This window comes from Rhodococcus sp. D-46 (assembly GCF_011290655.1).
In the GTDB taxonomy this organism is placed as follows: domain Bacteria; phylum Actinomycetota; class Actinomycetes; order Mycobacteriales; family Mycobacteriaceae; genus Rhodococcus_F; species Rhodococcus_F qingshengii.
The window spans coordinates 258,014-276,841 of record NZ_JAANTF010000009.1 but is presented as its reverse complement, the minus strand read 5'-3'; the positions used below and the strand labels follow the sequence as shown (position 1 = coordinate 276,841).

Sequence of the window (18,828 nt, the reverse complement as noted above, 5' to 3'; positions counted from 1 at the left end):
GGATGCACAGTGCGTATTCCGTTAGACCCGCGTAACCGCAAGCGGAAGGTCAACCCAGACGGCACCATGTCGTTGGTCGACCACCTGTACGAATTGCGGACTCGTTTGTTGTTCGCATTCCTCGGCGTGATCATCACCACGGCGTTCGGCTTCTTCTGGTATTCACACTCGATACTCGGTCTCGAAAGTCTGGGCGATCTGCTTCGCGGACCGTACTGTGAGCTTCCGTCCGAGAGTCGCGCCAACCTCAGCACCGACGACGCGTGCCGATTGCTGGCGACCGGGCCGTTCGAGCAGTTCATGCTGCGATTCAAAGTGGCGCTCACCGCCGGCATCGTTCTTGCCTGCCCTGTGTGGCTTTACCAATTGTGGGCATTCATCACCCCGGGCCTCTACGCCAAAGAGCGTCGCTACGCGGTCGGATTCGTCACCGCAGGTGCCGCTCTCTTCATTCTCGGCGCAATCCTGGCGTACCTCGTCGTGGCGAAGGCTTTGCACTTCCTCCTGACCATCGGTGACAACGTCCAGATCACCGCGCTCAGTGGTTCGGAGTACTTCGGCTTCATCATCAATCTGCTGCTCATCTTCGGCGTCAGCTTCGAAATTCCACTGCTCGTCGTCGTGTTGAACTTTGCCGGCATTCTGACGTACGAGCGTTTGAAGGCCTGGCGTCGAGGATTGATCTTCGGGCTCTTCGTATTCGCTGCAGTTGCCACGCCAGGGTCGGATCCGTTCTCGATGTTGGCGCTCGCGCTGGCTCTGACGCTTCTCTTCGAGGTCGCGGTCCAGATCGCTCGCCTCAACGACAAACGTAAGGCCAAGCGAGCCGGTGAAGACTGGGGCGCACTGTCCGACGAGGAAGCTTCCTCCATCTCGGCTCCGTCCGATCTGAACGAGGCTTTCGACAATCCGACCAAACCCAAGGCCGAATCGAGTGGATTGTTCGGACGTAAGTCCAAGTCCAAGGCTCCGGTCGCGGAGAAATCCGACACCGCCGGCGACAACGCGCCCGGCCAGGATTTCACTGACACTCTCTGAGCGCCGTGCCACCACGTCGGCGGCGTGTGAAACCCTGACGAGGTGGTTATGAACAAGAGTGAACTGAGCACGTTCGCGTCCAGCCTGAAGTTCGAACTCGATCCATTCCAGGTGAAGGCATGCGTTGCGCTCGAAGCGGGCCACGGCGTCCTTGTCTGCGCGCCGACCGGTGCAGGCAAGACCGTGGTCGGCGAGTTCGCTGTCCACCTGGCTCTGGCGGCGGGCTGCAAGTGTTTCTACACGACGCCGATCAAAGCGTTGAGCAATCAAAAGTACGCCGAACTCGTCGAGCGGTACGGCCCCGGCGAAGTCGGTCTGCTGACGGGTGATTCGAGTATCAACTCCGACGCACCGGTGGTCGTCATGACCACCGAAGTCCTGCGGAACATGCTCTACGCCAACTCCGAGGCACTGCGCGGGCTTTCGCACGTCGTCATGGACGAAGTGCATTACCTGGCCGACCGGTTCCGTGGGGCGGTGTGGGAGGAAGTGATCCTGCACTTGTCCGAGGACGTACGCCTGGTGAGTTTGTCGGCGACCGTGAGCAATGCCGAAGAATTCGGTGCCTGGATGGAAACCGTCCGCGGCGACACCACTGTGGTCGTGGACGAGACTCGGCCGATCCCGCTGTGGCAGCACATCATGGTCGGTAGGCGAATCTTCGATCTCTTCGACAGTCGTAGTCATCCTGCTGCCGGGCCGAAGACCGTGCTCGTCGATCAGGATCTGGTTCGCCACGTCAAGCAGCGTCAGGCTCTCGAACGCGTCGAGAGCTGGCAGCCGCGTGGCCGCGGACGACGCGGCAGCTACCAGAGTTCCAACGATTTCCGGCCCTTGCCACGACCTGACGTCATCGCTCAGCTCGATCAGTCCGGACTGCTCCCGGCCATCACTTTCATCTTCAGCCGCGCCGGTTGTGATGCGGCTCTTGCACAGTGCCTGCGGTCCAGACTGGATCTCACTTCGCCGGAGCAGGTCCGCGAGATCGACACCATCATCGAGAAACACACCGGGGAACTACCCGAAGAGGATCTCGAAGTTCTCGGATATCGGGACTGGTGCAAGGCACTACGACGCGGACTGGCATCTCACCATGCCGGCATGCTGCCGGCATTCCGCCAGACAGTCGAGGAACTGTTCGTCAAGGGGCTCGTGCGGGCGGTCTTCGCGACCGAGACGCTGGCCCTCGGCATCAACATGCCGGCACGCACGGTGGTGCTCGAACGTCTGGTCAAGTACAACGGTGAATCGCACGCCGAACTGACGCCGGGGGAGTACACGCAGCTGACGGGTCGGGCCGGCCGACGCGGCATCGACGTCGAAGGCCACGCTGTGGTCCTGTGGCAGCCCGGGGTCGAGCCGACGGATGTCGCCGGCTTGGCGTCGACACGGACGTTCCCGCTCCGCAGTTCGTTCCGCCCCTCGTACAACATGTCGATCAATCTCGTCGAGCGCATGGGCGCGGCGGATTCACGGAAGCTGCTCGAACGTTCCTTCGCGCAGTTCCAAGCGGATCGCTCGGTGGTCGGCCTGGTGCGTGGCATCGAGCGGAACGAAGAAGCACTGAAGGGTTTGCAGGAGAAACTCGGCGGTGCGGACGGCGAATACTTCGAATACGCGTCGTTGCGTGAGCGGCTCAGTGCGCGCGAGCGCGCGCTCGAACGTAAGGGCCGCGAAGACCGACGCGGAGATGCGGTGGAGTCCCTTCGTGCACTCGCCCGCGGTGACGTGATCGCAATTCCCATCGGTCGTCATTCCGGGGTGGCAGTGGTCCTCGTCCCGGACAACGATCCGAAGGACCCGCGTCCGCTGGTTCTGACTGCCGACCAGTGGGCCGGCCGACTCTCCTCGGGTGATTTCCCGGAAGCAGCCGACGTTCTGGGAAAGATGCGACTGCCCAAGCATGTCGATCACCACACCGCCCGGATCCGGCGCGATCTGGCCTCGGCGTTGCGTAGTACCGGGATCAGTGCCCCCCGGCGAAAGAAGCGCCGCAAGGCGGGCGCATCCGAAGATGCCGAGGTCGCTACTTTGCGACGTGCTATTCGCTCGCATCCGTGCCATAGCTGGCCCGATCGTGAACATCTGAGCCGGATCGGTGAGCGCTACAACCGGCTGGCCAGGGAAACGCAGTCGATGAGGGAAAAGGCTGCGGCCACCACCAACTCGTTGGCGCGGACGTTCGACCGCATCATTGCGCTACTCAAAGAGCGTGAGTACATGACTGCCGAAGCAGCGCCCGAAGTCACCGAATCCGGACGACGACTCAGCCGCATCTACTCGGAAAGCGACCTTCTGGTCGCCGAATGCCTGCGGACCGGGGCGTGGACAGGTCTCAGCCCGGCTGAGTTGGCGGCCGTCGTGTCCTCGGTGGTCTACGAATCACGTCGGGACGGGGACACCGTGGATCGGGTGCCGACAGCGGCGCTTCGTCACGCCCTCAACGACACTCAACGATTGTGGAGCGAACTGCGGTCGGACGAGATTCGCCACAAGCTGCCGCCGACGCGGGAACCGGATCTCGGATTCGTCACTGCCGTTTATCACTGGGCGAGCGAAAACTCGCTTGTCGACGCACTGATCGCGGCCGGAGTGCAGGGTCGTGCGCTGTCTGCGGGTGACTTTGTACGTTGGTGTCGTCAGGTGATCGATCTCCTCGATCAGGTCCGCCTGACTTCGACGGATGCCGACGTCGCGAAGACTGCGGCGCGGGCGGTAGCTGCAATTCGTCGCGGGGTAGTTGCTGTCGACGCAGCATGACCGCAACTATGTGGTTTGATTCGCAGACTGGTATTTCGAGTGGGAGGCGAACATGAGCGGGCCTTACGGACCGAACGATCCGAATCGGCAATGGGGTCCTGGTGATCAGCAGCAGCCGAACGAGCAGCAGTGGGGGCAGAATCCTCAGCAGCCGGGCGGACAACAGCAGCCTGGTCAGCAGCCCGGCCAGCAACAGCCGTGGGGTCAGCCTGGTCAAACACCGCAGCCCGGTCAGCAGCCCGGCCAGCAACAGCCGTGGGGACAACCTGCCTACGGCCAGCCGGGTGGTCAGCCTGCGTACGGTCAGCCGCAGCAACCTGGACAAGGACAACCCGGCCAGCAACAGCCGTGGGGACAACCCCAGCAACAACCTCCCGCACAGCCGTGGGGTCAGCCCGGGCAACAGCAGTCACCTGACGCAACCCAGGCGTGGGGTCAGCCTCCGGCTGCCGCACCGCAGCAGGCGTGGGGCGCCACGGCCCCCGGGCAGACTCCGGGACAGCAGAACCAGTGGAACCAGGCTCAGCCGTTCCCGAGTCCCGGTGCGCCCGGAAACCAGTCGGGTAAGTCGAAGAAGCCCCTGATCTTCGGTGCGATCGGCGTTCTCGTCGTTCTTGCCGCTGTCGTGGTGGCCCTGGTGTTCGGAGTCTTCGGCAAGAACACACTCGATCAGAGCGCGGCTCAGGCCGGCGTCGAGAAGATCGTCACCGAGTCCTACGGGGCGAAGAACGTGAGCAACGTTCAGTGCCCCGCGGACCAGGAAGTCAAGTCAGGCAACAAGTTCACCTGCACGCTTTCGATCGCGGGTGTGAAGTCGAACGTGACCGTGACGTTTGTCGACGACAACGGCACGTACGAGGTCAGCCGCCCGAGCTGACGCCCTATTGGTCGGAACGGCCTGCCGCCGCAGCCTCGAGCGCGGCGGCAAGCCGGCCGGCCGAGCGCTCGATGTTCAGCGAGGCCGCCACTTCCTCGAGGCGTGCGGGATCGACGGGGGTCGCCGGGAGTCGGTCGTCCTTCGAGAACTGAACGTCCGCGTCGCGAACCACTCGTACGACCGGCAACGCAGCATCAAGGTAAGCCATTGCCTCAGGTGAGGTCAGTTTTGCGCGAATCCCCTTGGCCATATCCGATTCAGGATCAGCTGCGGCCGCCCGAAGTCCGGCCAACGAGCCGTAACGGAGCATCAGTGTCGACGCAGTCTTCTCACCGACACCTTTGATGCCGGGTAGACCGTCGGAGGCGTCTCCGCGCAGTACCGCGAGTTCGGCGTAAGCCTCGCCCGCACGGTCACCGGGTACTCCGTACTTCTCCGCAACCTCGACCGGTCCGAAGAGTTCCGCCTTGGACAGGCCACGGCCCACGTACAGGACACGGACGGGCACGTACTCGTCGGTGACGACCTGCAGTAGGTCTCGGTCACCACTGACGACGACGGTGAGATCTTCGCGCTCGGTGGCGGCAAGCGTTCCCAGTACGTCGTCGGCTTCGAGTCCGACTGCACCCGCCGTCGCGATACCCGCTGCAGCGAGCACGTCCATGATCATGTCGACCTGAGGCGTCAACGTGTCCGGAACTTCTTCGGACGCACCGTCAGAGCCTTCCTCGACGCGATGCGCTTTGTACGTCGGGACTGCATCGACGCGGAACTGCGGTCGCCAGTCCAAGTCCAGGCACACGGCGAGACGACTCGGCTGGTGTTTGGTGATCAGGGAAGCAACCATGTCGGTGAAACCGCGCACCGCGTTGACAGGTCTTCCGTCGGGGTCGACGAATGATTCGGGCAGCGCGTAGAACGCACGAAACCACAGGCTGGCACCGTCGAGGAGAAGCAATGGCCCACTCATGGTCACCATCCTGCCAGTCGGCACTAACCTATAAGCCATGACGTCTCCAGCCGAACAGGATTCCCGATTCTCCAGCGCCGTGTACGGCGCACGTATCGCTCGTGCCGCCGAGTTGGCTCGATCAGCAGGTCTCGACGGTCTGGTGGTGACTCCAGGTCCGGATCTGCGGTACCTGACGGGTTCTCGGGCTGACTCGTTCGAGCGCTTGACCGCATTGGTCATCGCCGCGGACACGGCGAAGGCGTCCGTCGTACTTCCTCGGCTGGAGTTGGCGTCGCTGAAGGAATCGGCAGTGGGCGATCTCGGGTTGACCGTCCTCGACTGGGTCGACGGTGTCGACCCGTATGCGATTGTGGCGGCGCAACTCCCGACCGGCGCGAAGGTGGCGGTGACGGATGCGATGCCTGCGCTGCATCTGATCCCGCTCGCAGACACCTTGGGCGCGTTGCCGATTCTCGCCACCGGCGTCTTGCGCGAATTGCGGATGGTCAAGGACGGCGCCGAGATCGAGGCGTTGCGGCGAGCCGGTGCGGCCATCGACCGTGTTCACGCCCGCATGGCCGAGTTCTTGGTCGTCGGACGTACGGAAGCTGAAGTAGGCGAAGCGATTTCGGCGGCGATTCTCGAACAGGGGCATACCGAGGCCGCGTTCGTGATTGTCGGTTCGGGCCCGCACGGCGCCGATCCGCATCACGAGGTTTCGGACCGGGTGATCGAGAGGGGCGATATCGTGGTCATCGATATCGGCGGACCGGTCGAGCCCGGATACAACTCGGACTCCACTCGCACGTACAGCATGGGGCAGCCGTCCGCGGAGGTTGCCGCACAGTTCGCGGTACTCGAGGCGGCGCAGCAGGCTGCGGTCGATTCGGTGCGGCCAGGAGTCTCCGCAGAATCCGTGGACGTTGCAGCCCGCGAAGTGCTTGCCGCACAAGGGCTTGCAGAGGTATTCGTTCACCGCACCGGTCACGGTATCGGGCTGTCCGTGCACGAGGAGCCGTACATCGTCGAGGGCAACACCATCGAACTCGTCGAAGGTATGGCCTTCAGCATCGAACCGGGAATCTACTTCCGCGGCAGTTGGGGTGCCCGTATCGAGGACATCGTCGTCGTGACCGCCGACGGTTGCGAGTCGTTCAACAACCGTCCGCACGGCCTGACTGTCCTCGCCTGATCAGCTTTTCTTGAACGCAGCGGACCCGAGTATGCGTGTGACGTCGATTTCGATGACCACGCGCGCGGGATTGACCCGTGGCTGGCGGTACCGCTCGGCATAGCGCCGAACGGCGTCGGCCACGGAGTCCGCGTCGGTGAGCACGCGTGCCGGCCCCTCGAGCGTGAGCCAGCGGCCACCGTCGACCGAACTGACGGCGGCGTATCCGCCACGCGCTGCGTTGACCGCCTTCTGTGAGCCACCGCTGGTGATCACGCGCGCCTTTCCGGCTTCCTGGTCCCAGGTGAACCCGACGGCAACGACGTGTGGGGTGCCGTTCGGACGCAACGTCGTGAGTGTCGCGAGGTGGTATTCACCGACGAACTTCAGCCCGTCTTCGGTGAGAGTCTGCTGTGACGATGGCGTGGTGGAGGGGGTGAGCGTCATGCCACGACGGTAATCCAGGACACTGGAGCGGTGACTGCGGGTGCGAACGTGAATGACATCGAGACGGTACTGCTCCTCGGCGGACGAAGTGAGATCGGCCTCGAGATCGCGGTCAGGCTCGCGCCAGGCCGCAACATCGTTCTGGCTGCCAGACGCAGCGGAGAGCTGTCGGAGCAGGAGCAGATGCTCAAAAACGCCGGCGCTGTCGACGTCTCCACCGTCGAGTTCGACGCCGACGCCGTCGACACGCACGGAGACCTCCTGGGCGCCGTAGTGGCCGAGCACGGCCGGATTTCGATTGCAGTGCTGGCCTTCGGGATTCTCGGCGATCAGGCGCGTGCCGAAACCGACGCGGCGCACGCGGTCGCGGTGGTGCACACCGACTACGTGGCTCAGGTCAGCATCCTCACGCATCTCGCGGAGATCATGCGCGGACAGGGAACCGGAAAGATCGTGGTGTTCTCGTCCGTCGCCGGCGTCCGGGTTCGCCGCGCCAACTACGTCTACGGGAGCGCAAAGGCCGGCTTGGACGGTTTTGCCAGCGGCCTCGGCGACGCGCTGCACGGTTCGGGCGTCCAATTGATGCTGGTACGGCCCGGGTTCGTCATCGGCAAGATGACCGAGGGAATGTCGCCTGCCCCGATGTCGAGCACTCCGTCGCAGGTCGCGGACGCCGTCGTGCGGGGACTGAACTCCGGGGCGACGCGTGTGTGGGTACCGCGAATTCTGCAGCCGGTGTTCTTCGTCATGCGGCTTCTGCCTCAGACGATCTGGCGCCGGATGCCGCGATGACCACACACCCGGTGGTGATCGTCGGCATCGGCGCCGACGGCTGGGATGGGCTGTCCGAGAGCGCAAAGGGCGCAATCCTGGGCGCGGAGGTCCTGATGGGGTCGCCGCGCCAATTGGACTTGGTCCCGGCGACACATCTCGGGGCACGGCGTGCGCCCACCAGGCTGACCTGGCCGTCTCCGATGATTCCGGCGTTGCCGTCGATGTTCGCCGAGAACGCGGACCGCAGAGTATGCGTGCTCGCCAGCGGTGACCCGATGTTCCACGGTCTCGGTGTCACATTGGTCAGGCTGCTCGGCGCGGACAACGTGCGAGTGATCTCCCACCCGTCGTCGGCGGCGTTGGCGAGCGCGCGAATGGGATGGGCATCGGCCGAGATCGACGTCGTGAGCCTGGTCAACCGAGACTCGGCGACAGTATTGGCTTCCGTGACTGACGGTGCGCGACTGCTGGTGTTGAGCAACGGGCGCTCGACACCGGGGGAGGTGGCACGTCTGTTGTCCGGCGCGGGCTTCGGTCGATCGATCGTGACCGTGCTGGCCCAGCTGGGCGGGGCCGGGGAATCGCGGACCGTCATGGTCGCAGACGAGTGGGATCACGCGGACGAGGACGTGGACGCGTTGAACGTTCTGGCCGTCGAGTGCATCGCGGCCGATCCTCTCTTGCGGCTGACTCGAATCCCGGGGCTACCGGATGCTGCTTTTGTCGGCGACGGTCAGATGACGAAGCAGGAGATCCGTGCGTTGACGTTGTGCGCGCTTGCCCCGGCGCCGGGAGAACACCTCTGGGACGTGGGCGGTGGGTCGGGAACCGTCGCCATCGAGTGGATGCGAACTCACCCACGTTGCACTGCAACAACATTCGAGAAGGTGGCGAGCCGCGTGTCGCAGATCGGTGCCAATGCACTCAATCTCGGCGTGCCCGCGTTGAACGTGAAAGGGGCCGCGCCGGAGGCGTTTGCGGACGAGGTTCGGCGTCCCGATGCGGTGTTCGTCGGCGGCGGCGTCACGCAACCGGGAATGCTCGAAGCGTGCTGGGAGCAGTTGAGCGTGGGTGGTCGTCTGGTCGCGAACGCCGTGACCGCCGAGTCCGAATCGTTGCTGCTCGGCTGGATGAGTCGCCATGGTGGGACGCTTCGACGCTTTCAGGTGCAGCGCGCCGAGCCGTTGGGAACGTTCAACGTTTGGCGACCGCAACTTCCGGTGGTCCAATGGTCCGTCACAAAACGTCAGCCGTCTGCAGGCGCAGACACAGATACGCCGGAGGAATCCACACAATGACCGTTCATTTCATCGGTGCGGGTCCCGGTGCGGCAGATTTGATCACTGTCCGCGCGCAACGGATCATCGCTGCGAGCCCTGTGTGCTTGTACGCAGGCAGCCTTGTTCCAGCGGAGTTGCTCGAGTGGTGCCCGGTCGGAGCTCAGGTCGTGGACACTGCTCGGCTGAGCCTGGACGAGATCACCGCGATTCTTGTCGAAGCGGATTCCGCTGGGCTGGACGTCGCGCGTTTGCATTCCGGTGATCCGTCGATCTTCAGTGCAGTGGCAGAGCAAGCTCGTCGCCTGGACGCCGCAGGAGTCGATTTCGACATGATTCCCGGTGTTCCTGCATTTACCGCGGCTGCAGCTGCGCTGGGGCGCGAGCTGACTGTCCCAGGCGTCTCGCAGACCATTGTTCTCACCCGAGTCTCCACCTTGTCGACGGCGATGCCGGAGGGCGAGGATCTGCGGTCCCTCGGCCGCAGCGGCGCGACGATGGTGATTCACCTCGGCGCTCATCGCATCGAACAGATCGCATCCGAGTTGGCCGACAATTACGGCGAGGACTGCCCGGTCGCGGTGGTCGCCTTCGCCTCACGGCCCGAGGAGATCGTTGTTCGAGGCACTTTGAAGACGATCGTCGAACTTGTTCATGCGGCCGGCATCACGAAGACGGCCGTCGTGATCGTCGGCCGAGTGTTGACTGCGGAGGGGTTTCCGGACAGCTACCTCTACTCGGCAGCGCGCGAGAGAAGCATACACTGACCTCGACAGGTACTCGTCGCCGCGTACTCCTGCTCGGCGGCACAGGCGAAGGTCGAGTGATCGCTTCTCGCTTGGCCGGTTCAGCCGACCTCGAGGTTGTCACATCGCTGGCCGGCCGGGTTCGTGATCCTCGATGGCCGGAGGGGGAAGTGCGTATCGGCGGGTTCGGGGGAGCCGAAGGGCTGTCGGAGTGGTTGTCGGCCAATGATATTCGTGCAGTGCTCGACGCCACGCATCCGTTTGCCGCTCGCATCACCCAGAATGCGTTCGAAGCGTGCCTTGCGAATTCCGTGCCGTACGCCATGTACCGACGCCCGCCCTGGCGCGAGCAACTCGGTGACACTTGGCTTCCGGCACACGATCTCGATCACGCCGCAGAGTTGGTGCCGACGGTCGGCTCACGCGCTTTTCTGACGATCGGGAGGCAAGGAGTTTCGGCGTTCGACCGCGTGAAGAGCGTCTCGTTTCTCGTGCGCTCGATCGATCCGCCTTCAGGGACATTGCCGCCTCACTCGCAATTGCTGCTCGCACGTGGTCCATTCGACATCGAAGCGGAAGTCGATCTGATGCGAACTCACAGCATCGACGTCGTGATCACCAAGAACAGTGGCGGCGAGCAGACGTACGCAAAGATCGCTGCAGCCAGGCAATTGTCGATCCCGGTGATCGTCGTCGAACGACCACCGATCCCGGCGACCGTCCCGGCATTCGATACCGAAGCCGAGGCGATGGACTGGCTCACGGCTTTCGGTCGTGGAACGGCGCTGTGAGGCCGACATCGCGTTCGCTTCAGGTTCGTCTAAGGTTCCGTGACCATACTGGAGGGATGTTGGGATTTTTCGACGCCGCACTGCGGGACCGCGCATGAGAGTGTCGGTTCCCGGAATGAGCCGTCGAAAACCATCGGGAATTCACGTGCGGACGCTCCATGCTCGCGTGAAATTGCTGACTGCAGGCCTGGTGGCGATCGCGGTGATCGTGTCGGCGTCGGCGGTGTACATAGTGTTCAACGCGTATTTGCAAGGCAACGTCGATCGGCAACTCGAGCGCACGAGTGACGCGATCACCGACACCGTCAATTTCGGCGGTGTCACACCGGTTCTGGGATTGACGGCCGGCGCGGATACAGCGGTCATCCAGGCGGTGGGGCTTCTTACTGCCGACGGCGCCTTGGTGACGGCGACTCCCGGTCTGCCGCCGTTCAGCACGAGCGCAGACGCCATCAGGTCGATCGCAGACGGCAATTCGTCGCAGACAATCGCGACGGTTGATGCGTATCGAATTCTTGTCGAGCCCTCGGTTGCGGGCCAGACTTTGGTTGTCGCGCAATCCCTGGGGCCGACGCGTTCGGTACTCAAGCGACTGGCAGTGGTGTTGGCGGCACTCGGGGCGGCCGGAATCGCCCTAGCTTACGCGGCCGGAGATGCTGTGGCACGCACAGGATTACGGCCGATTGCGCGACTTACTGCGGCGACGCGGCGGGTCGCCGAAACGGATGATCTTGCGCCGATCCCGGTGACCGGTGACGACGAGTTGGCGTCGTTGACAGTCAGTTTCAATCGGATGCTCGGGACGTTGTCGGAATCGCGGGCACGCCAGAGAAGTCTGATCACCGAAGCGGGCCAGGACCTTCTGGCTCCTTTGACTGCACTTCGCACCAATATCGAGTTGTTGATGTCTTTCGATACCAAGTCCGGCGCGATTTCCGAGGCGGATGCAACGCAGCTGCGTGAGGAAATCACCGACCAGATGATGGAGTTGACGCTCCTCGTCGGAGAGTTGGTGGACCGTGCGCGGGTTGACGAAAGCACGTTGGGGAGAGGAGATTCCCTCTAAATCGGACGTCTGACCAGCGACTTTGTTGCATTCGTAATTGAAGCAATGGAAGGAGCGCTGGTAATGTGGGGCAATTGTGAAGTTTTTGGGTATAGCTGGAATGTGGCGCGAACCGTGGGGTTTGCTGGGCGGGGGCCTTTGGAGGACGAGAGGGATTCAGTGGTCAAGCAAGCACGCGCCGAGCTGACTCGGCAGCAAATCGTTGCCGGCGCGGCCGCGCAGTTCGAGAAGACTGGTTACGGCAGCACCAGCATGGCCGACATAGTCTCGGGGGCCGGTACTACCAAGGGCGCGTTGTATTTCCATTTCGCGTCGAAGGACGAGCTCGCGCAGTTCATCATTGCCGAACAGCATCGGCTCTCGATCGAGTCGGTGCAGGCGATTTCCGCGACGGGCAAGGACCCGTTGGAACAGATGATCATGCTCACGCACGAAATGGCACGCCAGATTGTCGACGAGCCGATCGTTCGCGCGGGCATTCGCCTCACGCTGGAACTGAGCACGTACGAGGGGCCGGTGGAACCGTACGCCGAATGGATCTCGGCAATCACCGATCTCACCGCCAGAGCTCAGGCGGAAGGTGAAATCCGAAAATCGGTCAGCGCAGAATCGTTCGGCAGGTTCATGCCCTCGGCATTCACGGGGGTACAGCTGGTTTCGAACGTCCTCACCCGACGCTCGGATCTTCCGGATCGTGTCGACGAGATGTGGCAGATCCTGCTTCCGGGAATCGTCAGCGACGAACTTTCCGGTGACATCGAGCGCCTCGTCAAGTCGCGGTGGACTCCGGCGGCGGCGTAGCCTGCGGGACATGGCCGTCACGCGGATAGTTTCGGATCTGTCGAGTAGCTCGCTCGAGGCCGCGCAGCGCTTCTACACCGAAGTGCTGGGCCTCGAAGTTGTCATGGATCACGGGTGGATCGTGACGTTGGCTTCGCCGACGGATCCGTCATTGCAGATCAGCGTCATGACGCACGACGCTCATGCGCCCGTAGTACCGGACGTCTCCGTCGAGGTGGATGATCTCGACGCGGCGTACGAGGCCGCGGTGCAGCGCGGCGACACCATCGTCTATCCCGTCACCGAGGAGCCGTGGGGTGTCCGCAGGTTCTTCGCTGCCGACCCCGACGGCCACGTGATCAACATCCTCAGCCACCGACGCGAGCAATGATGGCGTCCCGCCCGGGCGGGCTGACGTACCTCGAGGTGGGCGCAACGTCAGGCGTTCTCCCCGCCGGCTATCACCACGTTCACGAGAGCGCGACGGTCGGATCCGGACGGGAGGATTTCGAGGTTGCCGCTCGAACCGTCGCGAATTGGGGAATGCACCGCGGAGCCGGACTGGCCGTACGGACGGCAGCCCCGACCGCCGTGGCGGGTCAGGATGCGACCTTCGGACTCGGTCCGGTAACTATCCCCGTTCGGATCGTCTATGTCGTCGACGAACCCAATCGCAAGGGCTTCGCGTACGGAACCCGCGCGGGCCACCCCGAATGCGGGGAGGAATTGTTTGTCGTCCAGTTCGACGAGGCCAGCCAAGCGGTTCGTATCGAGATCGTTGCGTTCTCCAAGCCCGGAACGTGGTGGGTGCGTCTCGGCGCTCCGATCGGACGTCGAGTACAGGCGTTTGTCACGCGCCGCTACGTCCGTGCCGTCCGCCAGAGCGTCGCCCGATCGCGGGTATGACCGCTGCCGGGCGCGCTGGAAAAATGATTGGACGAGCTTCGGTTGGGGTTGATAGCTTGTGCGAGACCGTGACAACACGCCAGGAGGTGAGACCCATGAACGCTGTAACCATGTGGGTGCTCCCACTCGTGTTCACGGATCGGCGATTGACGTAGGTGTCGCCGGGAGCGCCCCGAGTAGGCAATCCCGAAAGGTAACACCATGCAATCCAATTCTCCGACCATCGAATTCACTTCCGAGACAACGTCGAACGGTGTCATCGAACGCCATTTCGTTGTAGACGACATCACCGGCGTGCTCTGGTCACTCGCGTCCGGATCCGTCGAATCACCACTTCTGCTGTCCGGGCACTCCGGCGGCATGCACAAGAAGGCGCCGGGACTTGTTGCCAGCGCACTCCACAGTGTGAGCTCCCACGGGTTCGCAGTCGCCGCGATCGACGCGCCCGGACATGGCGATCGGCCGCGGAACACACAGGACGAACAGTGGGTCGAGGCGATCCACCAGGCTAGGGCGGCCCACGAGCCGATCGCTCCGATCGTCGTCGAGTACAACCGATCGCTGGCGGAGCGTGCAGTGCCGGAATGGCAGGCGACCATCGACGCTCTGCAAACGCTGCCCGACGTCGACGCCGACGCTCCGATCGGCTTTGGCGGCGTGTCGCTAGGGGTCGTGACCGGGCTGATGTTGGCCCCGGTCGAATCCAGGATCGCTGCCGTGAGCTTCGGTGGAGTTTTTGTGGACGACTCCCTCATCGAAGCGGCACGAAAGCTCACGGTCCCGGTCGAGTACCGGATCCCTTGGGACGACAAGGATTACGACCGCACGTCAGGGGTAGCGTTGTTCGATGCCTTCGGCTCGACGGAGAAGACGCTGCACGCCTACTCGGGCAGGCACTATCCGGTGCCCGACTACGAGCGCGACAGTTCGGCTCGGTTCTTCGCCCGCCACCTCGGCGGGAGCGCCGGCGCTCCCATGAGCTGACGTGAAACACGTATCGGCGTCCGGCCTGTGTCGGACGCCGATACGATCTCGACCAGGTTTCGTTTCTCAGCAAGACCCGAAGTAGTGGCGTCACCGAATCCTGCATCGATTTGACCGAAGCTTTTCAGATGATCATTTTTGTGGCGCTCGCGATGGTGGCGATTTCGATCCTTCGCTCGCTAGTAGCCGTCCAGCTTGGCCATTTTTGCTGAGGCGCTCGATGGCGACATATGTCCTTACGGTCCGCCGGGCGGAACGAACTTGTTCGTGATCCAGTTCGATGCTTCGATCTCGTCGAGGATTGTCCGGAGAACTTCGGTGGCTAATGCTCGTGCTGTGCCGAGTGTCCGGTCAATACCGAACATCGAACAAGACTGGAAACTTTCTCGTGTCCGACCTGAGGCGACGACATGTCTTTCAACCGCGCATGTCCAGCCATGCGTCGACTAACCGTCCGATACCTGACCTGGGGGCGGTACTTGAGTGGGCCGATATCGCACGGCGACTGCACCCGACTGGAACTCGTGGCGATCGACGAGTTCGAGTTGGATGCGCTCGTGCAGACCGGCGAGCAACGTCGGTCCGTGTCCGGCAAGGACCGGTTGCACAACGAACTCGTACTCGTCGATCAGTCCCAGGTCTGCCAATGCCAGGGGGAGTGTCACGCCGCCAACCCACAGACCTTCGCCGGGCTGCTCCTTGAGCCGTTGAATCGCTGACCCCAAGTCGCCTTGCACGAGTTCGGCATTCCAATCGACCCCGCTCAGCGTGCTCGACACGACGTACTTCTTAGCCCGGTCCATTGCCTCGGCGAACGGGATCTCCCACTCGTCCATCCAGTCAGGCCACGCCCCCGTTGCGGGCCGCCGCCACGCCGACTCCATCATCTCGTAGGTCACCCGGCCGAACAGCAAAGCATCGGCTCGTTCCATCTGAGCGGTCCAGTAGCGCATCGACTCCTCGTCGGGTGGAAGCCCCGCCTCGTGATGGCAGCAGCCGTCGAGGGTGACGTTGATCGAGTATCGAAGTGGTCTCATCTCGTTGTTCTCCCCTGATACGCGCAGAGTGACAGCACCGGACCGTACTCAGACTACTGCCGGGCCGTCGGTGTAGATCAGGTTCGGGACCTGGAGTCACGCGGGGGTCGACCGAACAGTAACCAGACGAGCGCACCGAGTACAGGCCCCGCGATCACCAGTGCCGACCACCAGAATTTGCTCCCCAAGCGGTCGAAATCGGTGCGCACGATCGCCACGAGCGCGCTAATCGTGATGAAGATCCAGGCAAGAACGAAGACGGTGAAGGTGATGTCCATCCAAAGCGGAATGGTGGGGTTGGGGGTCGATTCGTTCACGCTTCCAGACCACTTTCGACGACTGTGCCTTGATGAAACAACACGCTCCATCGATTCTCGGTGAACCGCCAGATGGATGATCGCTCGGTAACTCGTTGCGCTTGCGCCAGCCGGTACGTCACCAGATACGTGTCAGGCGCAATCCGGCTCAGCGCTGGCCGGTCAGCCGTCCACCCGAGTTCGGCGGCGTCGTTCACCTCGCCGCGGAGGCGTCGGCGCTCAACTACCGACTGCACGTAGTCGCGGGTGTATCGAGCGCCGGAGGCTCCGATCTCCCGGAACTGCGGGTCGACGACCGCATCGAACTCGTCTCGTGACATCGCTACTCGAGTTCGGTGAAACAGAGGTTCGAACTCCATCAACTCGTCGAGGATCGGGCGAAACTCGTGTGGGGTCGTCACGACTGCTCCGAGAACTGCGCCCTCATCTCGATCCCTATCTCCGCGTGTCGCAGGAGGAAGGCCTTCTCGTCATACCCCTTGCGCCGCAACCAGAGAGTGACCTCGCTGTTGCATTTGCTTGCATTGCACGAGCGGCACGCCGGTGCGATGTTGTCGAGTGTGTAGCGCCCACCGCGGGAGATCGCCAGCACGCAGTCACGCTGCGGCGACTCGTCCGGCTCGCCGCAGTACGCGCAGCCACCCCAGGCCGCTTTGAGCGCGGACCACTGCTCGACGGACAGGTCGTGCTCCATCAGATCCATTCGGCGTTTGCGCCTACGCGCGTATCTGGCTTTCCGGGTCCGGTTGACGGGCATGAGGCCATGCTATCGCTGTGCGATGTTCACTCCGGGTAGCGCCGCGGGGTGAACACCTGACGGCCCGAACCGGTTTCGACGACCGTCGTCATCGAGGAGCCGACGATCAGCAGAGTTCGCATGTCGATCTCGGAAGGCTCGAGCTCGCCGAGGGTCACGACGCGAACTGATTCCTCGGCACCGGCAACATCGCGGCCGATGACGACGGGAGTCTCGGGGGAGCGGTGCTCGAGCACGAGGTCCTTCATGGCTTGGACCTGCCACGTCCGGGACTTCGACGCCGGGTTGTAGACCGCAAATGCCATGTCTGCGGCTGCAACTGCCGAGATACGGCGCGCGACGACATCCCACGGCTTGAGGCGATCAGACAACGAGAGCACCGCGTAGTCGTGCCCGAGGGGAGCGCCGACGCGACTGGCGACAGCGTTTGCCGCCGTCATGCCGGGAAGGATGCGGACCGGCACCCCGCGCCACTGGTCTTCGGCGGCAACTTCGAGAACTGCTGCAGCCATGGCGAATACGCCGGGATCACCCGAGGAGACGACAGCTACACGGGCGCCGTTCTTCGCCAGGTCCAACGCCATCGCGGCGCGTTCCGCTTCGACGCGGTTGTCGCTGGAATGGCGACGCTGGCCCGGACGCGTCGGCACGCGATCGACGTACGGGCCGTAGCCGACGAGGTCGGTTGCCAACGAAAGCTCATGCGCCACTTCGGGTGTGGTCCAGGCGGTGTCGCCCGGCCCGAGTCCGACCACGACCACCTCGCCGCGAGACTCGGTCGCAGGTCGAGGGTTGTTCGACGGGCTCGGAACGATGGCGATCGAGAAGTACGGAACTCCGTCCGGGTCGACCTCCGCAGCGGATTCGACGCGTTGACGTGTGGTGCTCGCGCGCTCGACGTAGTGGGCCTCGCCGAGGCGACCGGAATCCTCGAGCGATTGGAGGACCGGTGGGAAGGTACGTCCGAGCTTGAGGATGGCCGCGGCGTCGGTTTCCTTGAGCCGCCTGGTCAGCTCGGCCTGCGGCAACGTTCCGGGCAGGATCGTGAGGATCTCTTCACCCTCGACCAGCGGCTTTCCGAGTGCAGCAGATGCCGCGCTGACGGAGGTGACGCCGGGAATCACTTCGGCGTCGAAGCGATCGGCCAGTCTCTTGTGCATGTGCATGTAGGAGCTGTAGAAGAGCGGATCGCCGGCGGCGAGCAACGCGACGGTTCGACCGGCCGCGAGGTGAACTGCCAGCCGTTCGGCAGCTGCTTCGTAGAACTCGTCCATCGCGCCCTGGTATCCGCCGGGATGATCAACGGTCTCGGTGGTCACGGGGTAGACGAGGTGTTCTTCGATCTGTCCTTCGCGCATGTACGGCGCTGCAACTCCGCGGGAGATGCTCTTGCCGTGCCGCGCGGAGTGGAACGCAACCACATCGGCCTCGCCGATGACGCGGGCAGCCTTGACGGTCACCAATTCGGGATCGCCGGGGCCGATACCGACACCCCAGAGCTTGCCTGCACTCATTCGACTTCGCTCGCAATCGCATTGACGACGGCGGCGGTGATCGCGCTGCCGCCGCGTCGGCCGCGGAGAACGAGATGATCGATCCCGCTGGCGTGTTCGATGAGGGCTTCCTTCGACTCGGCAGCGCCGATGAAGCCGACCGGACCTCCGACGATGGCGGCCGGACGGGGTGCGCCGGCTTCGATGAGGTTCAGGAGATGGAACAGTGCGGTGGGTGCGTTTCCGATCGCGACAACAGCGCCCTCGAGCTTGGCTCCCCACAGTTCGAGAGCAGCCGCCGAGCGAGTGTTGTCGATGGTCGACGCCAGCACGGGAACCCGCGGATCGCCGAGGGTGCAGATGACGTCGTTGCCGGCGGGCAGACGCTTGCGCGTGATGCCGGCAGCCACCATCTGGGCGTCGCAGAAAATCGGCGCGCCGTCGCGCAGAGCTGCGCGCGCAGCCGAGACGACACCGGGTGTGAAGGCGACGTCGTCGACGAGATCGACCTGGCCACTTGCATGAATCATGCGCACTACAGCTTGCGAGACATCCGCCGGGAAACGGCTCAGGTCGGCTTCGGCCCGAATGGTGGCAAAGGACTGGCGATAGATTTCCGCGCCGTCACGGATGTACTCGATCATGTGCCACACGA

22 protein-coding genes are annotated in these 18,828 nt (G+C 63.5%); 13 read left to right on the top strand and 9 right to left on the bottom strand.

The window, feature by feature from the left end; all coding sequences use genetic code 11:
* Window positions 1-9: 9 nt before the first annotated feature.
* The 3 genes from tatC to G9U53_RS24110 are packed head-to-tail and all read left to right on the top strand — an operon-like array spanning window position 10 to window position 4,675.
* Window positions 10-1,038 (top strand): twin-arginine translocase subunit TatC, encoded by a 1,029-nt coding sequence (gene tatC / locus G9U53_RS24120; protein ID WP_003945030.1) that lies wholly within the window; start codon window positions 10-12, stop codon window positions 1,036-1,038.
* 48 nt (window positions 1,039-1,086) lie between these two features.
* Entirely contained in the window at window positions 1,087-3,798 is a 2,712-nt protein-coding gene (locus tag G9U53_RS24115; RefSeq protein ID WP_165639281.1) for an RNA helicase, read from the top strand.
* Window positions 3,799-3,850: 52 nt separating this feature from the next.
* Complete coding sequence (locus tag G9U53_RS24110; protein ID WP_003944884.1) at window positions 3,851-4,675, top strand: DUF4333 domain-containing protein; 825 nt, start codon at window positions 3,851-3,853, stop codon at window positions 4,673-4,675.
* A 4-nt stretch (window positions 4,676-4,679) separates the two neighbouring features.
* Here G9U53_RS24110 and G9U53_RS24105 read toward each other — a convergent pair whose 3' ends face one another.
* Window positions 4,680-5,645, bottom strand: coding sequence for a 5'-3' exonuclease (locus G9U53_RS24105; protein ID WP_003944862.1), 966 nt, complete (start codon window positions 5,643-5,645; stop codon window positions 4,680-4,682).
* Between the two features lie 37 nt (window positions 5,646-5,682).
* Between G9U53_RS24105 and G9U53_RS24100 the strand changes: the two genes are divergently transcribed.
* Window positions 5,683-6,819 carry a Xaa-Pro peptidase family protein gene (locus G9U53_RS24100; RefSeq protein WP_165639280.1) on the top strand — a complete coding sequence of 379 codons (1,137 nt, stop codon included), beginning with the start codon at window positions 5,683-5,685 and terminating at the stop codon, window positions 6,817-6,819.
* On the opposite strand, the gene G9U53_RS24095 is transcribed toward G9U53_RS24100, so the two are convergent.
* Window positions 6,820-7,245, bottom strand: a complete 426-nt coding sequence (locus G9U53_RS24095; RefSeq protein ID WP_165639279.1) for a PPOX class F420-dependent oxidoreductase — start codon at window positions 7,243-7,245, stop codon at window positions 6,820-6,822.
* Between the two features lie 30 nt (window positions 7,246-7,275).
* Here G9U53_RS24095 and G9U53_RS24090 point away from each other — a divergent pair, with 30 nt between their 5' ends.
* From G9U53_RS24090 to G9U53_RS24050, 9 genes are all read left to right on the top strand, one after another.
* Window positions 7,276-8,037, top strand: a complete 762-nt coding sequence (locus G9U53_RS24090; RefSeq protein ID WP_051649467.1) for an SDR family NAD(P)-dependent oxidoreductase — start codon at window positions 7,276-7,278, stop codon at window positions 8,035-8,037.
* Window positions 8,034-9,317 (top strand): precorrin-6y C5,15-methyltransferase (decarboxylating) subunit CbiE, encoded by a 1,284-nt coding sequence (gene cbiE / locus G9U53_RS24085; protein WP_165639278.1) that lies wholly within the window; start codon window positions 8,034-8,036, stop codon window positions 9,315-9,317. Before G9U53_RS24090 ends, cbiE begins: the two co-directional genes overlap by 4 nt.
* On the top strand, window positions 9,314-10,063 hold the full coding sequence (gene cobM, locus G9U53_RS24080) for a precorrin-4 C(11)-methyltransferase (protein ID WP_165639277.1): 750 nt from the start codon (window positions 9,314-9,316) through the stop codon (window positions 10,061-10,063). The genes cbiE and cobM overlap by 4 nt, the downstream gene beginning before the upstream one ends.
* Window positions 10,060-10,833, top strand: coding sequence for a cobalt-precorrin-6A reductase (locus G9U53_RS24075; protein WP_037126390.1), 774 nt, complete (start codon window positions 10,060-10,062; stop codon window positions 10,831-10,833). Before cobM ends, G9U53_RS24075 begins: the two co-directional genes overlap by 4 nt.
* 166 nt (window positions 10,834-10,999) lie before the next feature.
* A complete protein-coding gene (locus G9U53_RS24070; protein ID WP_225320034.1) occupies window positions 11,000-11,899 on the top strand; it encodes a HAMP domain-containing protein in 900 nt (299 codons plus the stop codon).
* Window positions 11,900-12,058: 159 nt separating this feature from the next.
* Window positions 12,059-12,700, top strand: a complete 642-nt coding sequence (locus G9U53_RS24065; RefSeq protein ID WP_019748499.1) for a ScbR family autoregulator-binding transcription factor — start codon at window positions 12,059-12,061, stop codon at window positions 12,698-12,700.
* Between the two features lie 10 nt (window positions 12,701-12,710).
* Window positions 12,711-13,070, top strand: coding sequence for a VOC family protein (locus tag G9U53_RS24060; RefSeq protein ID WP_019748498.1), 360 nt, complete (start codon window positions 12,711-12,713; stop codon window positions 13,068-13,070).
* Window positions 13,070-13,585: a DUF1990 domain-containing protein gene (locus tag G9U53_RS24055; RefSeq protein ID WP_081557891.1), complete on the top strand. Its 516-nt coding sequence runs from the start codon at window positions 13,070-13,072 to the stop codon at window positions 13,583-13,585. The genes G9U53_RS24060 and G9U53_RS24055 overlap by 1 nt, the downstream gene beginning before the upstream one ends.
* 201 nt (window positions 13,586-13,786) lie before the next feature.
* Complete coding sequence (locus G9U53_RS24050) at window positions 13,787-14,569, top strand: alpha/beta hydrolase (RefSeq protein ID WP_165639276.1); 783 nt, start codon at window positions 13,787-13,789, stop codon at window positions 14,567-14,569.
* Between the two features lie 236 nt (window positions 14,570-14,805).
* On the opposite strand, the gene G9U53_RS34040 is transcribed toward G9U53_RS24050, so the two are convergent.
* The 7 genes from G9U53_RS34040 to G9U53_RS24020 form a co-directional block, all read right to left on the bottom strand.
* Window positions 14,806-14,934 (bottom strand): hypothetical protein, encoded by a 129-nt coding sequence (locus G9U53_RS34040; RefSeq protein ID WP_256082810.1) that lies wholly within the window; start codon window positions 14,932-14,934, stop codon window positions 14,806-14,808.
* Window positions 14,935-15,015: 81 nt separating this feature from the next.
* Window positions 15,016-15,606, bottom strand: coding sequence for a dihydrofolate reductase family protein (locus G9U53_RS24045; RefSeq protein WP_042450962.1), 591 nt, complete (start codon window positions 15,604-15,606; stop codon window positions 15,016-15,018).
* Window positions 15,607-15,683: 77 nt separating this feature from the next.
* A complete protein-coding gene (locus G9U53_RS24040; protein ID WP_165639275.1) occupies window positions 15,684-15,923 on the bottom strand; it encodes a PLDc N-terminal domain-containing protein in 240 nt (79 codons plus the stop codon).
* Window positions 15,920-16,324, bottom strand: coding sequence for a hypothetical protein (locus G9U53_RS24035; protein ID WP_007729842.1), 405 nt, complete (start codon window positions 16,322-16,324; stop codon window positions 15,920-15,922). The genes G9U53_RS24040 and G9U53_RS24035 overlap by 4 nt, the downstream gene beginning before the upstream one ends.
* Window positions 16,321-16,680, bottom strand: a complete 360-nt coding sequence (locus tag G9U53_RS24030; protein ID WP_065455757.1) for an HNH endonuclease signature motif containing protein — start codon at window positions 16,678-16,680, stop codon at window positions 16,321-16,323. Before G9U53_RS24030 ends, G9U53_RS24035 begins: the two co-directional genes overlap by 4 nt.
* 26 nt (window positions 16,681-16,706) lie before the next feature.
* Window positions 16,707-18,194: a precorrin-3B C(17)-methyltransferase gene (gene cobJ / locus G9U53_RS24025; protein WP_030536355.1), complete on the bottom strand. Its 1,488-nt coding sequence runs from the start codon at window positions 18,192-18,194 to the stop codon at window positions 16,707-16,709.
* The gene (locus tag G9U53_RS24020) at window positions 18,191-18,817 is read right to left on the bottom strand and encodes a precorrin-8X methylmutase (protein ID WP_007729839.1); all 627 of its coding nucleotides are present in this window, start codon (window positions 18,815-18,817) and stop codon (window positions 18,191-18,193) included. Before G9U53_RS24020 ends, cobJ begins: the two co-directional genes overlap by 4 nt.
* Between the last annotated feature and the right edge of the window lie 11 nt (window positions 18,818-18,828).

Excerpts from the sequence above, each read along its gene's own strand:
- G9U53_RS24115 (WP_165639281.1), top strand. The coding sequence starts at position 1,087 with ATGAACAAGAGTGAACTGAGCACGTTCGCGTCCAGCCTGAAGTTCGAA.
- G9U53_RS24110 (WP_003944884.1), top strand. The coding sequence starts at position 3,851 with ATGAGCGGGCCTTACGGACCGAACGATCCGAATCGGCAATGGGGTCCT.
- G9U53_RS24105 (WP_003944862.1), bottom strand. The coding sequence starts at position 5,645 with ATGAGTGGGCCATTGCTTCTCCTCGACGGTGCCAGCCTGTGGTTTCGT.
- G9U53_RS24100 (WP_165639280.1), top strand. The coding sequence starts at position 5,683 with ATGACGTCTCCAGCCGAACAGGATTCCCGATTCTCCAGCGCCGTGTAC.
- G9U53_RS24095 (WP_165639279.1), bottom strand. The coding sequence starts at position 7,245 with ATGACGCTCACCCCCTCCACCACGCCATCGTCACAGCAGACTCTCACC.
- cbiE (WP_165639278.1), top strand. The coding sequence starts at position 8,034 with ATGACCACACACCCGGTGGTGATCGTCGGCATCGGCGCCGACGGCTGG.
- cobM (WP_165639277.1), top strand. The coding sequence starts at position 9,314 with ATGACCGTTCATTTCATCGGTGCGGGTCCCGGTGCGGCAGATTTGATC.
- G9U53_RS24060 (WP_019748498.1), top strand. The coding sequence starts at position 12,711 with ATGGCCGTCACGCGGATAGTTTCGGATCTGTCGAGTAGCTCGCTCGAG.
- G9U53_RS24055 (WP_081557891.1), top strand. The coding sequence starts at position 13,070 with ATGGCGTCCCGCCCGGGCGGGCTGACGTACCTCGAGGTGGGCGCAACG.
- G9U53_RS24050 (WP_165639276.1), top strand. The coding sequence starts at position 13,787 with ATGCAATCCAATTCTCCGACCATCGAATTCACTTCCGAGACAACGTCG.
- G9U53_RS34040 (WP_256082810.1), bottom strand. The coding sequence starts at position 14,934 with ATGTTCGGTATTGACCGGACACTCGGCACAGCACGAGCATTAGCCACC.
- G9U53_RS24045 (WP_042450962.1), bottom strand. The coding sequence starts at position 15,606 with ATGAGACCACTTCGATACTCGATCAACGTCACCCTCGACGGCTGCTGC.
- G9U53_RS24030 (WP_065455757.1), bottom strand. The coding sequence starts at position 16,680 with ATGCCCGTCAACCGGACCCGGAAAGCCAGATACGCGCGTAGGCGCAAA.
- cobJ (WP_030536355.1), bottom strand. The coding sequence starts at position 18,194 with ATGAGTGCAGGCAAGCTCTGGGGTGTCGGTATCGGCCCCGGCGATCCC.
- G9U53_RS24020 (WP_007729839.1), bottom strand. The coding sequence starts at position 18,817 with ATGATCGAGTACATCCGTGACGGCGCGGAAATCTATCGCCAGTCCTTT.